The organism is Streptomyces smaragdinus (genome assembly GCF_009604385.1).
In the GTDB taxonomy this organism is placed as follows: Bacteria; Actinomycetota; Actinomycetes; order Streptomycetales; family Streptomycetaceae; genus Streptomyces; species Streptomyces smaragdinus.
On record NZ_WEGJ01000002.1, the window covers coordinates 409,550 to 422,492 of the forward strand.

Annotated in this window: 13 protein-coding genes; 6 read left to right on the forward strand and 7 right to left on the reverse strand. The window is 70.4% G+C overall.

The features are described 5' to 3' along the window. Nucleotides 1–19 precede the first annotated feature (19 nt). Nucleotides 20–1,042, reverse strand: a complete 1,023-nt coding sequence (locus SRB5_RS05515; protein ID WP_153450256.1) for a zinc-dependent alcohol dehydrogenase family protein — start codon at nt 1,040–1,042, stop codon at nt 20–22. A 5-nt stretch (nt 1,043–1,047) separates the two neighbouring features. Further along, the gene (locus SRB5_RS05520) at nt 1,048–1,470 is read right to left on the reverse strand and encodes a hypothetical protein (protein WP_153450257.1); all 423 of its coding nucleotides are present in this window, start codon (nt 1,468–1,470) and stop codon (nt 1,048–1,050) included. 117 nt (nt 1,471–1,587) lie between these two features. Here SRB5_RS05520 and SRB5_RS05525 point away from each other — a divergent pair, with 117 nt between their 5' ends. From SRB5_RS05525 to SRB5_RS05535, 3 genes are all read left to right on the forward strand, one after another. Beyond that, a complete protein-coding gene (locus SRB5_RS05525; protein WP_323377113.1) occupies nt 1,588–2,391 on the forward strand; it encodes a helix-turn-helix domain-containing protein in 804 nt (267 codons plus the stop codon). Nucleotides 2,392–2,483: 92 nt separating this feature from the next. Further along, complete coding sequence (locus SRB5_RS05530; RefSeq protein WP_153450258.1) at nt 2,484–3,320, forward strand: SAM-dependent methyltransferase; 837 nt, start codon at nt 2,484–2,486, stop codon at nt 3,318–3,320. Between the two features lie 52 nt (nt 3,321–3,372). Next, nucleotides 3,373–4,347 (forward strand): GNAT family N-acetyltransferase, encoded by a 975-nt coding sequence (locus SRB5_RS05535; RefSeq protein WP_153450259.1) that lies wholly within the window; start codon nt 3,373–3,375, stop codon nt 4,345–4,347. Between the two features lie 332 nt (nt 4,348–4,679). On the opposite strand, the gene SRB5_RS05540 is transcribed toward SRB5_RS05535, so the two are convergent. From SRB5_RS05540 to SRB5_RS05550, 3 genes are read right to left on the reverse strand one after another with little or no spacing between them, the layout of a single operon-like run. Further along, complete coding sequence (locus SRB5_RS05540) at nt 4,680–5,564, reverse strand: transporter substrate-binding domain-containing protein (RefSeq protein ID WP_228389789.1); 885 nt, start codon at nt 5,562–5,564, stop codon at nt 4,680–4,682. Between the two features lie 46 nt (nt 5,565–5,610). Then, on the reverse strand, nt 5,611–6,417 hold the full coding sequence (locus tag SRB5_RS05545; RefSeq protein WP_194292839.1) for a hypothetical protein: 807 nt from the start codon (nt 6,415–6,417) through the stop codon (nt 5,611–5,613). Beyond that, nucleotides 6,414–6,869: a hypothetical protein gene (locus SRB5_RS05550; protein WP_323377114.1), complete on the reverse strand. Its 456-nt coding sequence runs from the start codon at nt 6,867–6,869 to the stop codon at nt 6,414–6,416. Before SRB5_RS05550 ends, SRB5_RS05545 begins: the two co-directional genes overlap by 4 nt. A gap of 189 nt (nt 6,870–7,058) precedes the next feature. On the opposite strand from SRB5_RS05550, the gene SRB5_RS05555 reads away from it, so the two are divergent. Then, on the forward strand, nt 7,059–7,448 hold the full coding sequence (locus tag SRB5_RS05555) for a hypothetical protein (RefSeq protein ID WP_153450262.1): 390 nt from the start codon (nt 7,059–7,061) through the stop codon (nt 7,446–7,448). Between the two features lie 109 nt (nt 7,449–7,557). Then, nucleotides 7,558–8,490: a hydroxymethylbilane synthase gene (gene hemC, locus SRB5_RS05560; RefSeq protein ID WP_153450263.1), complete on the forward strand. Its 933-nt coding sequence runs from the start codon at nt 7,558–7,560 to the stop codon at nt 8,488–8,490. A gap of 7 nt (nt 8,491–8,497) precedes the next feature. Here the strand turns inward: hemC and SRB5_RS05565 are convergent, their stop codons facing one another. Both SRB5_RS05565 and SRB5_RS05570 read right to left on the reverse strand, forming a co-directional pair. Next, on the reverse strand, nt 8,498–9,154 hold the full coding sequence (locus SRB5_RS05565) for a DNA-binding response regulator (protein ID WP_153450264.1): 657 nt from the start codon (nt 9,152–9,154) through the stop codon (nt 8,498–8,500). Next, nucleotides 9,151–11,520: a sensor histidine kinase gene (locus SRB5_RS05570; RefSeq protein WP_228389790.1), complete on the reverse strand. Its 2,370-nt coding sequence runs from the start codon at nt 11,518–11,520 to the stop codon at nt 9,151–9,153. Before SRB5_RS05570 ends, SRB5_RS05565 begins: the two co-directional genes overlap by 4 nt. A 435-nt stretch (nt 11,521–11,955) precedes the next feature. On the opposite strand from SRB5_RS05570, the gene SRB5_RS05575 reads away from it, so the two are divergent. After that, nucleotides 11,956–12,912 carry a ParB/RepB/Spo0J family partition protein gene (locus SRB5_RS05575; protein WP_153450265.1) on the forward strand — a complete coding sequence of 319 codons (957 nt, stop codon included), beginning with the start codon at nt 11,956–11,958 and terminating at the stop codon, nt 12,910–12,912. Nucleotides 12,913–12,943: the final 31 nt, after the last annotated feature.

The following is a 12,943-nucleotide window of genomic DNA, read 5'->3' on the forward strand; positions in this document are numbered from 1 at the left end:
AGTTCCCCGGCCACGCTCGCTACCTGACCTTGATGATCACCTTTCCGAACGGGCCGGCCGATTCGTAGTACCGGTACGCCGCCATAGCTTCCTCGAACGGGAACACCCGGTCGACGACCGGCCTGAGCCGATGCGCGGTGATGGCGTCGTTCATCGAGAGGAACTGGGCACGACTGCCCACGGCCAGCGCACGGACCGTAGCGGCGACCCCGAAGAGCAGACGGGAGTCGACGGTCGGCCAAGCACCTGATACGGACCCCACAAAGGCGACATGCCCGTCGACGGCGACGGACTTCAGCGACTCCTCCAGCGCCCCGGCGGTGTCGACGACGCGATCGACTCCCCGCCCGGCCGTGAGCTCACGGGCGGCGGTGTGCCAGTCCGGGATGTCCCGGTAGTTGATGACGTCGTCGGCTCCCAGATCGCGAAGGCGCTGTTCCTTGCTCGCGCGGCCGGTCGTGGCGATCACGTTCGCGCCCAGGAGCTTGGCGAACTGCACCGCGAACAGCGACACGCCGCCGGAGCCGGTGACCAGCACGGTCTGTCCACGCCGGATTCCGCGACCGTCGCCGGTCAGCGCGTTCCACGCCGTGACGGCGGCGCAGGGCAGCGTCGCCGCCTCGGCGTAGGAGAGATGACCGGGGACGGGCACGAGGGCGTCCTCGGGGAGGACGGCCAGCTCGGTCAGCATTCCGTCGAGCGAGCCACCCAGCTGTGGCAGGTACGCCGGTTCCAGCGGGCCGTCCAGCCACCGCGGGAACAGCGTGGCGGTGACGCGGTCGCCCGGGCGCACCCGCCGGACGCCCGGTCCGACGGCGACGACCTCGCCGGCGCCGTCCGAGACCGGTATGACGTCCGGCTTGACGGGCAGCACGTACTGTCCCCGCAGCACGAGAAGTTCGCGGAAGCCGAGCGAGGCGGCGTGGACCGCGACCACGACCTCCCCCTCCTTGGGCGAGCGTGGTTCGTGCGTACGCAGCGACAGGCCGTCGATCCCGCCGCCGCTGCCGACGTGGTAGCTGCGTACCGTCGAAGGGAGCATCCCGGTCACCCCTCGATGAACTGGTAGTCGCCGACGATGCGGCCGTCGGGGCCGAGCACGAGGATCTCCAGCCCGACGGCGGCGACCTCACCACCGTCCCGGTGTGTCATCTCCCAGCCGAACTTGACGATGTCGTGGAGCCTGTCCGCGTTGCCGCGCGACCGGAAGGCGAACGTACCCGGCGCGACGAACTCCTCGTAGGCGCGCGTCACCCGGAACTCCAGTGCGCGGTGCCCGCGTGCCTCCAGGACGAGACGGTCGAATCCCAGCCCTTCGGCGGACTGCAGGATCTCCTGGGGAGGCTGCAGCACATGGACCGCATCGTCGGACCACAGCTCGCGAATCGTGGTGCGGCGGCGCTCCGCGTCGGGTTCGTTCCACAGGGCGACGTAGCGGTCGGTGAGGTCGTGGATGTCAGTGTCAGGCATGGTTGTCCCCCCGGTCGAGAGTGGTCGGTGTGGTTACGACCGTGCGTCCACCGGCCGTCGCGCGGCAATTCCTCGTAGGGAATCGCGGATCAGCGGCCGAGCGGTTACACAGGAGGGGTGATCACCGAATCGACCGGAGGCGGGCTCGCCGGAGCCCTGCGGGTGTGGCGTACCCGGCGGCGCGTCAGCCAGCTGGAGCTGGCCGTGCGTGCCGGGACCACTCAGCGCCACGTCAGCTTCATCGAGAGCGGCCGGTCGATCCCCGGCCGATCAATGATCATCCGGCTGGCGGAATCCCTGGAGGTGCCGATCCGCGAGCGCAACGAACTGCTCCTCGCGGCCGGATTCGCACCGGTCTACCCGCAGACCCGACTGGACGACCCGCAACTGGAGCCGATCCGCACCGCCCTCGAGCGGATCCTGCACGGCCACCTGCCGTACCCGGCGGTGGTCGTCGACCGCCACGGTGACCTCGTCTCCGCCAACGCCGCCTTCCACGCCCTCACCGCCGGCGTCGCCCCGCATCTGCTCGCACCGCCGGTGAGCGTTCCCCGGATGCTGCTGCATCCGCGGGGCCTCGCGCCACGCATCCTCAACCTCGACGAGTGGGCGTGGCACCTCATCGACAGCATCGAGGCCGAGTGCGCACGCAATCCGGACGACCGGCTCCAAGACCTGGCCTCCGAACTCACGGACCTGGCACCACCGCGTCCGCGCGGGTCACCGCACCACCTCGGCTTCGCCGTACCGCTGCGCCTGCGGACACCGGATCCGGCCGACGGCAGGGAGCTGACGCTGATCACCACGCTCACCCACTTCGGCACCGCCACCGACGTGACCATCGCCGAACTGCGGCTGGAGGCGTTCTTGCCGGCCGACCGGGCGACCGGCACCGTGCTCGCCGAACTCCTCGAGCGATAACCGCGTGCACACGCGGATCCCGGAACGCGATCATGGTCCGGGCAGCGCGACACCGCTGACTCGATCCCGTACGCAGCTCACGGAAGCGGCCCATGTTCGAAGAACTCTCGGCGCTCAACGCCCGTCCCGCCCTCTACGCGAAGGTGACGACCCCGGACCTGTGGACGGATCCCCATATCTCCGAACGCATGCTCGCCGCTCACCTCGACCCCGACGTGGATCTCTCCTCCTACCGGGCGGAATACCTGGAGCGGGTCGTGACCTGGATCATCGACTGCTTCGACGTCCGTGCGGGGCGGCGTGTCGCCGACTTCGGATGCGGACCCGGTCTCTACACCACGCGTCTCGCCCGTACGGGCGCGTCCGTGACCGGACTGGACATCTCCTCCCGCTCGCTCGACCATGCCATGTCACTGGCCCGCGCCGAGGATCTGTCCGTCCGGTATCTGCGCCGGGACTACCTCTCCTACCGGGACACCACCCGCTACGACCTGATCATCATGGTCATGCGCGACTACTGCGCACTCACCCCGCACGATCGGCACGCAGTCCTGCGCACGGTCCGCGAGCACCTCGACCCCGGCGGCGCATTCGTCTTCGACGTCGACGCGGCGTCCGCGTTCGCCCGCGTGCGGGAGGAGGCGAGCTACGCGCCGGCGCTCATGGACGGCTTCTGGTCCGACCAGCCGTACTTCGGGTTCCACAACACCTACCGGTACGAGGAGGAGTACGTGTCGCTGGACAAGTACGAGATCTTCGAAGCCGGTCGGACGAGAGTCTTCTGCAACTGGGTGCGCTACTTCGCCCCGGAGGACCTGGCCACCGAGCTGAACGAGGCCGGCTTCGGCGACGTCGATGTTCTCGGTGACCTGACCGGATCGCCCTACGACAGCGCGGCACCGCAGTTCGGCGTCATCGCGAAGGTCTGAGGTGTGCGGATATCGAGGTGAAAACACCGCCCCTGTTGCCTAGTCTCGGCCCATGCCTTCTGACCTCACGGGTCTCACCCGTCGCCCGATCGCCGCGACGGACGCGGCCACCCTGGCCGATCTGCTCAACGCGATCGAGGTCGTGGACGTGTTCGGCGAGTACTACTCGGTGGAGGACGCCGCCGACCAGATCAACGCCCCCCTCCTCGACCTCGAGCGCGGCACCGTCGGCGTCTTCGACGGCGACGTCATGGTCGGTTACTCCTCCGCGGCGCACAAGCCGCTCGCCGAGGGCACGCACCGGGTGGCCCTGAGTGGCGGCGTACACCCCGACTACCGGCGCCGGGGCCTGGGCTCCGAACTGCTGGCCACCGGGATCGCGAGCGCGAGGACACTGCACGCGATCCACCACCCGGCTCTGACACTCGCCGTCGACGTCCAGAACAACGCACGCAACGACGGCGCGCTCGCCTGCTACCGAGCGGCGGGAATGACACCCCTGCGCTGGTACTCCCACATGCGTCACCCCCTCGGAGCCGCCACCGTCGACATACCGACTCCCGAGGGCTTCGTCCTCGACACCTACACTGCCGACACCGACCCCGAGTTCTTCGCGGTCAGCAACGAGGCATACCTCGAACGCCGCGGCGGCGTCCCCATGCCCCTGGAACAGTGGCGCGGACTGCTCGGCTGGCAGGCCTTCCGCCCCGACCTCAGCTTCCTGATGCGCGAGGCGCACGGCGGTGAGCCCGTCGGCGTACTGCTCACCTTCTCCTGGGACGCGGACACCAAAGCCACCGGCATCCGAGACGCCCACTTCCTGCGCATCGGAACCCGCCCCGCGTGCCGCCGGCGAGGCGTGGCCGGCGCCCTCATCGGCCACGCCGTGAGCCATGCGCGGGACCAGGGATACGACCGGGCGAGCCTCGAGGTGGCGGCGGACAGCCGGGCCGGCGCGAACGGCCTGTACGAGCGGGCCGGATTCACCGTGGCCCGCACGGAGGTGAGCTACACGCTCAACGTGTGAATGGGGTCACCCCGGTTCGAGCGGTGCAGGCGGCACGCCCGTGTCCTCCCGTGCGTCAGCCGTTCGCGTTGGACCTCACGTGGACCCACGGGCTGCAGTCGTCGGGCCTGCCCCGCCCTCCTCGCAGAGCTGGAACCGGTCGACGTCCGCGGGGAAGGTTTTCGCGGCACCGTTGTTGCCGGCACCTCTTGGCGTGGCTGTTCTGGACCTGGGCGGTGTTCCCGCCCCAGTGGTATTCGCAGTCCCAGACCCTGTCGGCAAGACGGGATCGGCCGGAGCGTCAGCCCGTCGGAGGGCCGCACTCCCGAACGATGCCGCCCACATCCTCGAAGTCAGTCCACCTTCGCGATTCCTGGACTGTCGCGGCAGGAGAGGCTCTCGATGTCGTCGTCGGTCGGTCTGGCCTCGTTCCGGTCGGCCTTGGGGACACGGCTCAGGTTGTCCTCGAAGTCCCGGTCCCAGTCATTGCTCTGCACGTACTCCATGAGGGCCTGCTGGAGTTTCCTGCAGTCGTCACGGTGTCCCTTGGCCATGGCGATGCCGTAGTCGTTGAACGGGCCGAACGTCAGGCCGGGCGGGACGGTGAGACTGGCGTCGGCTTCCGTGAAGCCGTACAGAATCAGCTGGTCGGTGGAGACGGCGTCGACCTTCTTCTTCAGCAATGCCGTGACGCACTCATGCGCGTCCGTCATGACGACGGTGCGGACCTTGCTGTACGCCGGTCTCGCCAGTTCCTCCGCGGACGTGGTGCCCTCCCAGACACAGACGAGCCGGCTGTTGAGGTCGTCGTGGCTCCTGTAGAGCTCGGCGTCCGCAGTCCGTACGAGGATGCCCTGCCGGGTGGAGACGTAGGGGCCCACGAAGTCGATCCCGTCGCCGCCCTCCGACTGCGGCTTCATCCTCTGCGCCGTGATCGAGTAGGTGGCCGCGACGAGCTCGACATCGCCCTCGTGCAGGGCGCGGGCCCGGTTCTTGGACAGGACACCGTCGAAGTCCGGGGACTTCACTCCCACCCGGCCGAGTACCTCGCGGGCGACCGTGACGTCGAACCCGGTGTACTCGCCGGCGTGGGGTGAGTAGCTCGTGCCCGGCTGGTCGTTCTTGCTGCCGACCTCGATCTTCCCCTCGTCGAACAGCGACGGAGGCTTCGAGGAACAGCCGGCGAGAAAGGCGCCCGCCAGGGCCGCCACGGCAACCCAGGTGTGCGTGATTGACAAAGGACGCCGTGCGCCGCCCATGAACGGTCCTCCCGTTTGTAGCAGTTCAGCCGTCGTGCAGCGTTCCGCGGGCCTGAGCGAGGCGCATCGAACAGCCTGTCTCCGGTCGGACGGCGACCGCGAACTCGACGGCTCCCACGCGTCCGCCGAGGTCGAAGTCGACGGTCGAACGCGCGGGGACCTCCGACGTGTGCGGCGTGACGCCCGGCGTGACGGCGGTGATTGTCGCCGTGACCTTGCCGACGCAGGTGGGCGCGTTCTGATCCTCGTCCCTGATCGCCAGCGTCAGTCGCAGCTTGTCGCGTACGTCGCCGGGCGTCGGCCGCTCCATCGCCACCATGACGATGCCGCCCTTTTCGCCCACGGGCTGCCGGCCCGTTATGGACAGCTCGACAGCGACCTCTCCGGTGCGGTCGACGTCCACCCAGGCCAGCGCACCGCCACCGAGGCAGAGCGCTGCCGTTGCGACGAGGACGGTGCGTACGATCCTGCGCTGCCGTGTGACGCCGGCCTGCTCCGCGGTGTCGCGGGGCTGGTCGGTTCGGATACGCGGGTACAGCGCGGCCGCGCCGGAGATCAGCACGGCGAGAGCCGTCAGGACGTAGAACCACACGTACTGGGTCCGGGGTCCACCGGGCCACTGGGCGACCGCGAAGGTCAGGAAGCCGATGGTTACGGTCATGACAAGCCAGGCGGACGCGGTGAGCCATGGGACGCGCGTCGGCGGCCGCTTGTCACCCATGTGGATCGTGGTGTTGTCGCCGGTGGTGCCGATCGAGACCGGGCCGTCACCGCTGGAATTGACATTGGTGACCTTGTGGCTGCTGTCCGCACTCGGGCCGGAGGAGCTCACTCTTCGTCCCTCTGGCGACTGCCGCCGACATTGAAGGTCGCGCCGTCCCCCACCGAACCCACAGCAACAGAGTTCGGGCCGTGGGCCGCGACGTTGTACGTGTCACCCGAATCCGGGTCTGTCATCAATTTCACCAGACGAGCTGCGTCCAGCGGGCCGTCCGGATGCTCGGCCCGCCACGCCACGAGGGCCACGGCGAGCCGGCGCCTGTCCTCGGCCGAAAGGGCACCGAGCAGTTGATCGGCGCGCTGTGCGTCGAGGTCCTCGGGCGGAGTGATCGGGGCATCTTCGCCGCCGATCCGGAAGAGCCTGCGGAAGAATCCTTGACCCGCGTCGATCGTCCCGTCCGTGATGCGCTGTGCGGCAGTTGACGCAATGCCGGTGCCCAGAGCACCGGACGCCAGTGCGAAGTAAGTAGCGAGTTCAGTGGAAATTTCGGGAAGACTGGTCACGAATGCCCCCATCGCTGACCTTGTTTCGCTGCCTCAACATGCACAACACACCCATAATACGGGGCGACTCAGGTTGAATTGGTGATTCCGGTGTCTACCAGGTCGTCGAGTTTGAGTCCGGTGATCAGCTGTGGCCGGTACTTGGAAAACGATTCGGTGCCGCGAGCACACGTACGGCACGCTGTACCCATGTCCCGCCGAAACAGCAGGCGCCTGTGCGTGGCGCACGAGACGTACCGATGGAATGTCACCCACCGGCACACCCAGGGGCCGGAGCGCTGCTCCGAGGTGCTCACCCTGGGCCGGGAGGGCCTGAGCGGCCGGCTGCGGCTGGTGTTCCGGGGCGGAGACGGCTACGGGGTGCAGGACGGCTGGCTGCACGCCGGGGCGGTCGTCCGGTACGAGGACGACACCTACCTCAACCTGAACCTCCCCAGCACCGCCCGTGCGTTCCTGGATGTACTGCTGGCGGACGGCGCGGACTTCACGAGGACGAAGGAACTGGACGGCTGGGGGTACCTGGACGCCGCACACGCCGAGGTGCAGGCGGCGCGGGCGCGGAAGGCGGCGATCGGCTGAGAGCCTTCGGACCATTCGGTGGCCGGGGGACAGGGTTTTCGGACTGTGCGTGGTTCGCCGGCTGGGTCCGGTGGTCGGTCCTCGTGCCCGAGGGCCCTAGGCTCTTGTCATGACGCCTCGCATGCTGAAGATCGCGACCCGTTCCAGCCCGATGGCCCTGGCGCAGGTGGAGCGGGTTCGCGTTGAGCTGGATGCCGCCTTTCCCGGACTGAGGGTCGAGGTCGTTCCGATCACGACGAGCGGCGACCGGCACCTCGGTCCGCTGTCGCAGCTCGGGGGCAAGGGCGCGTTCACCAAGGAGGTCGACGCCGCGCTCCTGGACGGTCGCGCCGATATGGCCGTGCACTGCATGAAGGATGTGCCCGGGGACCGTCCCGTGCCCGCCGGGACCGTCTTCGCCGCGTACCTCAAGCGTGACGACATCCACGACGCCCTGCTGCATCCCGGTGGGCGGCGGCTCGAGGAGCTTGCGGCCGGGACCCGGATCGGGACCTCGTCCGTGCGGCGTGTCGCTCAGCTCGGTCGTCTGTATCCGGAGCTGGAGTGTGTGCCCGTCCGCGGCAACGCCAACTCCCGTCTCGCCAGGCTCGAGGCCGGGGATGTGGACGCGCTGCTGCTGGCCGTGTCCGGGCTGGAGCGTATCGGGCGAAGCGACGCCGTCACCCAGGTCCTGGATCTGGAGACGATGTGCCCGCCGGTCGGCGCCGGTGTGCTGGGGCTGCAGGTCCGCGAGGGTGACGAGCAGGCGCACCGGTACGCCGCCGAGCTCGCCGACGTCGGCACCTGGCGGCAGACCACCGCGGAGCGCACGCTGCTGCACGTGCTGCAGGGGCACTGCAACAGCCCGATCGCCGGATACGCCTACACCGAGCCCGACGGGCGGCTCAGCCTGCGGGCCCGGGTGTTCTCCCCGGACGGCAAGACCATCCTGGACGCCCACGAGTGGGCCGATGCCACTCAGCCGGAGGTGCTGGGTACCTCGGTCGCCCTGACGCTGCTGCGGCTGGGTGCCCGTCAGGTCATCGACGCCATTCCGCACTGAACGGACGTCAGAGGTCGTCCACGTCGATCAGGCCGTCCTGGACGGCGCGGGCGACCAGGCTCGCCTTGGTCCGTGCGGGGCGGCCGACGTTCGCGTATTTGATCCGTACGCGGTCCAGGTACGAGTTGACCGTTCGTACGGAGATGCCCAGACGCTGTGCGACCAGTTCCTTCGACTCCGACTGGAACCACTCGATGAGTACGTTCTCCTCCTGGGCGGAGAGCCGGGGGCTGTCGGCGCGGGCGCTGGCTCCCAGGGCTCCGGCCAGCGCGGGGGGCATGTAGGGGAGGTTGTCGGCGGCCGCCAGGGTCGCGTCCACCAGGTGTTCCCGTCCCTCGGCCTTGGTCAGGAAGGTCGCGGCTCCCAGGTTCAGGCAGGTGAGGGCGGTTTTCTCGTCGTCGCGCATCGAGTAGACGACCACCGGTCGTCCGGCGTCGACGAGTTTGCGGAGGCTGCCGAAGACGGGGCCGCCTTCGGCGAGTTGCAGGTCCAGGACCACGACGTCCGCCGAGAGGCCCGGCTCGGTCCAGGCGTCCTTGACGGAGCCGCCCGCCGCGACGACGGTGATGGGGCGTGACGATGTCGCGTACCACATCTCCACGCCCGACAGGATGGCGGGATGGTCGTCTATGACGACCACAGTGACCGGTGCGTCGTTGCTCATGCCGGGTTCGACTCCTCGGGCCGCTTGCTGCTCCAACTGGCTTCCGCCCACACGCTGTCGCCGCGGGCGGTGGTGACCACTGACACCTTCGGGTCCCGGGCGGCGCCCGTCCGCAGGCTGTCGGCGCAATCGGCGCCGACCACGCTCACCCGCACCGCCCGCGCGGTCCACACGACGGTCACCCGCGCGGTCGAGCGGGTGTGGCCCAGTACGACCGCCACGGGGTCGATCAGCTCCCTGCGTATCTCCACGGGCACCTCGCCGGACCGGCCCCGGATGGCCAGGCCGACGGCCACCCCCTTGCGTTCGGCCACCTCGATGCAGGCCCGAAGCTCGTTGAGCAGCGGATCCGAGACGGCGTCCCCCTCGGCGAACAGACGCCGCATCCGGGCGGCCTCCACGCCGCAGCGCAGCCGGACCTCCTCGTCGCGCGGGCTCAGCGACTCGTAGCCGAGGCCCATGAGCAGGGGCACGGTGGTGGCCGTGAGGGCGCGGTAGCGTTCCTTGTGGTCACGCTGCAGGTGCTCGTGGATGCGTTCCCTGGTCCGCAGTTCCTCCGCGCGCGCGGCGGCGTTCCCCGCGGCCGGAGCGGCGTCGCGGAAGAGGCCGACAAGTACCCGCATGGAGAGCTGGAAGCCGCAGGTGGACACGGTGGCGATGCCCGCGGCGGCCAGTTCGTCGAGCGTGGGTGACGCCAGTGCGAGGACCACGGTGATGCTCAGTCCCACGTGTGCCGCGAGGAACGCGGTGAACAGGCGGATCCTGACGTCCGCCAGGAGGAACAGGGCGTGCCAGCCGATGAGCCCGAACGCCCAGTCCGGGTCGCCCGTCAGCCACTGCGGCGGGAGGGTGAACGTACATGTGGCGGACACGGCCAGCAGCGAGGCGACGGTCCACCAGCGCACGCCCGGCGGGAGCTGCCTGCCGCGCGGCAGATGTGTGGCGCCGATGACCAGGACGGCGGCGAGCCAGACGAAGGCCGTGGTCTGGGCCCAGGCGGGGCGGTAGAGGTCCTGGTAGTGCGTGAGCTGGCGTATCGAGATGGCGAACTGCGACACGAGGCAGATGAGCAGTACGGCCAGCTGGGCCCCGTGCAGCACCTGCCGGCGCATCAGCCGGACGACGGCCCGCTCCCGGTGCGGATGCGGTACGTCCCGGGCCCCGGGGCCGTCCCCGGTCCGCGGTGTCCAGGAGCGGTCGTCCCAGCGCCACCGTACGAGGGTTCCGGCGCCCGGACTCGAGACGACGGTGGCGGAGCCTCCGACGGCGTGCATCCTGCCGATGACGGAGCGGGAGATGCCCCGGCGGGTCGACGGCACGGACTCCGGGTGAAAGCCCCGTCCCGTGTCGGACAGTTCGACGACGACGGCTCGCCCCTCCGTCCAGGCCCCGAGTGCCGCTTCCCGCACCCCGGCGTGGCAGGCGACGTTGGCGACGGCCTCCCGCACCCCCTGGAAGATCGCGAGCCCCGGGCCGGACGGCATGGTGAGGGGGCCCCTGATGTCCGTACGCAGCAGCACCTTGGTCCGGCCGTCGCCCTCGGGGACGCAGGCGAGGAGTGCCGCGAGGTCGACGCTCCCCGTCTCGAACCCGGGGGCCGCGGACAGCGCGTCCAGATCGCGTCTGGCGCGCGGGGGGAGCCAGGACCAGTCCCGGCTGTCGCCCCGGGAGACGGTCAGCAGCGTCGCGCACGCCGTGTCGTGCAGGAGGGCGAGGTAGTCGCGTTCGCTCGCCCGGCGTGCGGCGGCGACGTCGGCCTCCCGGCGGGCGGCGGCGCCGGCCGCCGCCGCCCGGTCCGCCGCCCTGACCCGGGCCCGGACGATGACGTAGGCGGCCCTGGCCAGGCAGACCAGGACGGCGATGCGGGCGACGTCCTTCCACTCGGGGGTCCGGCCGGGCGCGGCGAGGACGTCGCCGAGTACGCAGGCGGCGAGTCCCGTCACCGCCAGGGCGGCGGCGGGCACGGGACGGGTCGCCCACTCGAACTGGAAGGTGATGACGGCGATGCCGACGATCGCCTCCACCATCATGTCCGCGCCCGCCCCGCCGAGCGCCGGCTGGGACAGCCCCGTCAGGGTCACCACGGCCGCGTCCAGCGCCCACGGCACGGCGAGGGGGCGCGGGCGGCGCAGCAGGGCGAGGCGTGCGGCGCAGGCGAGGAACGCGGGGGTCAGGAGGCCCACGGCCACGGGGGTCTGCCCGGTGTCCGCCGAGACGAGGCCCAGCACGCCGCACACCAGGACCGCCGCGGACCTCAGCCACACCCCGTACCGCCGCACGGTCCGGTTCAGCAGGCGTTCGCCGGGATTGTCGCCGGGCAATGGCCCAGCGGCACCACCGATCACCCCGAGTCTCCCAAGCTCCATGAGGGCAAAGGTAGTTGACCTTCCGGTGCGGCAGCGTACCGCTTGTGGGGCGAACGACCGACACACCCGGGGGCCGTGCGCGGCTACTGTGCCCGGCGTACGGGACCATGACCTTCAGTGGGGTGAAATGCGGCACACCATGAGGCCTGTGAGCGCGGCGGCAGTGCTCCTCATCACCGGACTTCCCGCCGACGGGGTCGGCTAGACACCCGCACCCCGGGGCAGGCGGACGTCCGGCCGCGCCCGTACGAGGTGCTCCGTGGGGAGCGGCGAAACGATCCTCCCGGTCACGGAATTCACGGAATTGCTTTTGTCGATGCGGCCTGTTCCAGACGCCTGTGCGGGGCCTGGTGCGGGTCCGAGCGGCGGTATGCCGGTGGGGCGTCCGATCCCTCGTCGTACCGCCCGGCCGGTGTCAGCGCGAAAGAGGGGCAGATGGCAACCGCGGCGGAAGTGGCGAACCACGGGGCGGCCCGGCCGGGCGAGCGGGTGGAGATCTCCCGGCTGGAGCCGGGGTACTCGCCCCGGCTGGGCGGCCTGGACGGGGCGTACGTCGAGCAGATCAGCGCGCTGGGCGACCTGCCGCCGATCGTCGTGCAGCGCGCCACGATGCGGGTGGTGGACGGGGCCCACCGGCTGGCGGCGGCGCGCTTTCGCGGGGAGCGGTCGATCGCGGTGACCTTCTTCGAGGGGACGGACGACGAGGCCTTCGTCGCCGCCGTACGGCTGAACATCCGCCACGGTCTCCCGCTCACCGCGCACGAGCGGACCGCGGCCGCCCGGCGCATCCTGCAGGCCCATCCCGACTGGTCGGACCGCTGGCTCGCCTCCGTGTGCGGGGTGTCGGCCACCACGGTGGGCGCCCTGCGCAAGCGTTCAGCCGGTCACTTCGAGCAGTTGAACACCCGCGTCGGCCGGGACGGCCGCCGCCATCCGCTGTCCGTGGCGGAGGGCCGGCAGAAGGCCGCCGAGATCATGCGCGGCAACCCGCGGGCGAGCCTGCGCGAGGTCGCCAGGCAGTCGGGCATCTCCGTCGGTACGGCCCTGGACGTACGGCGCAAACTCGCCGCCGCAGACGATGCCGGGTCGGGGCAGGAGTACGAGCCCGCGACCGCCGCCGCCGACGTCGCGGCTCCTGCGACGCGGGCCACCCTGCGGGTCACCGCCGACCCGCAGCAGCGGCTGGCCCTGCTGCTGCGCGATCCGGCGGTGCAGTACTCCGACCGGGGCCGGATGCTGCTGCGGCTGCTGTCGACCACGTTCGCGTTCGGCCGGCAGGCGGACGACATCGCCGCCGCGATGCCCGACCACTCCCGCGGCGAGCTGCGGGACGTCGCCACGGCCTGTGCCCACATCCTGCTGGAGTTCGCCGAGCGGGTGGCCCCGCGGTAGGAGAACCGGCTCCCCACACCCCTGCCGCGGG

Bases quoted from the DNA above. Each gene is read 5' to 3' on its own strand.
- SRB5_RS05575 (WP_153450265.1), top strand. From the start codon at position 11,956: ATGGCAACCGCGGCGGAAGTGGCGAACCACGGGGCGGCCCGGCCGGGC.
- SRB5_RS05530 (WP_153450258.1), top strand. From the start codon at position 2,484: ATGTTCGAAGAACTCTCGGCGCTCAACGCCCGTCCCGCCCTCTACGCG.
- SRB5_RS05565 (WP_153450264.1), bottom strand. From the start codon at position 9,154: ATGAGCAACGACGCACCGGTCACTGTGGTCGTCATAGACGACCATCCC.
- SRB5_RS05570 (WP_228389790.1), bottom strand. From the start codon at position 11,520: ATGGAGCTTGGGAGACTCGGGGTGATCGGTGGTGCCGCTGGGCCATTG.
- hemC (WP_153450263.1), top strand. From the start codon at position 7,558: ATGACGCCTCGCATGCTGAAGATCGCGACCCGTTCCAGCCCGATGGCC.
- SRB5_RS05555 (WP_153450262.1), top strand. From the start codon at position 7,059: ATGTCCCGCCGAAACAGCAGGCGCCTGTGCGTGGCGCACGAGACGTAC.
- SRB5_RS05515 (WP_153450256.1), bottom strand. From the start codon at position 1,042: ATGCTCCCTTCGACGGTACGCAGCTACCACGTCGGCAGCGGCGGCGGG.
- SRB5_RS05520 (WP_153450257.1), bottom strand. From the start codon at position 1,470: ATGCCTGACACTGACATCCACGACCTCACCGACCGCTACGTCGCCCTG.
- SRB5_RS05535 (WP_153450259.1), top strand. From the start codon at position 3,373: ATGCCTTCTGACCTCACGGGTCTCACCCGTCGCCCGATCGCCGCGACG.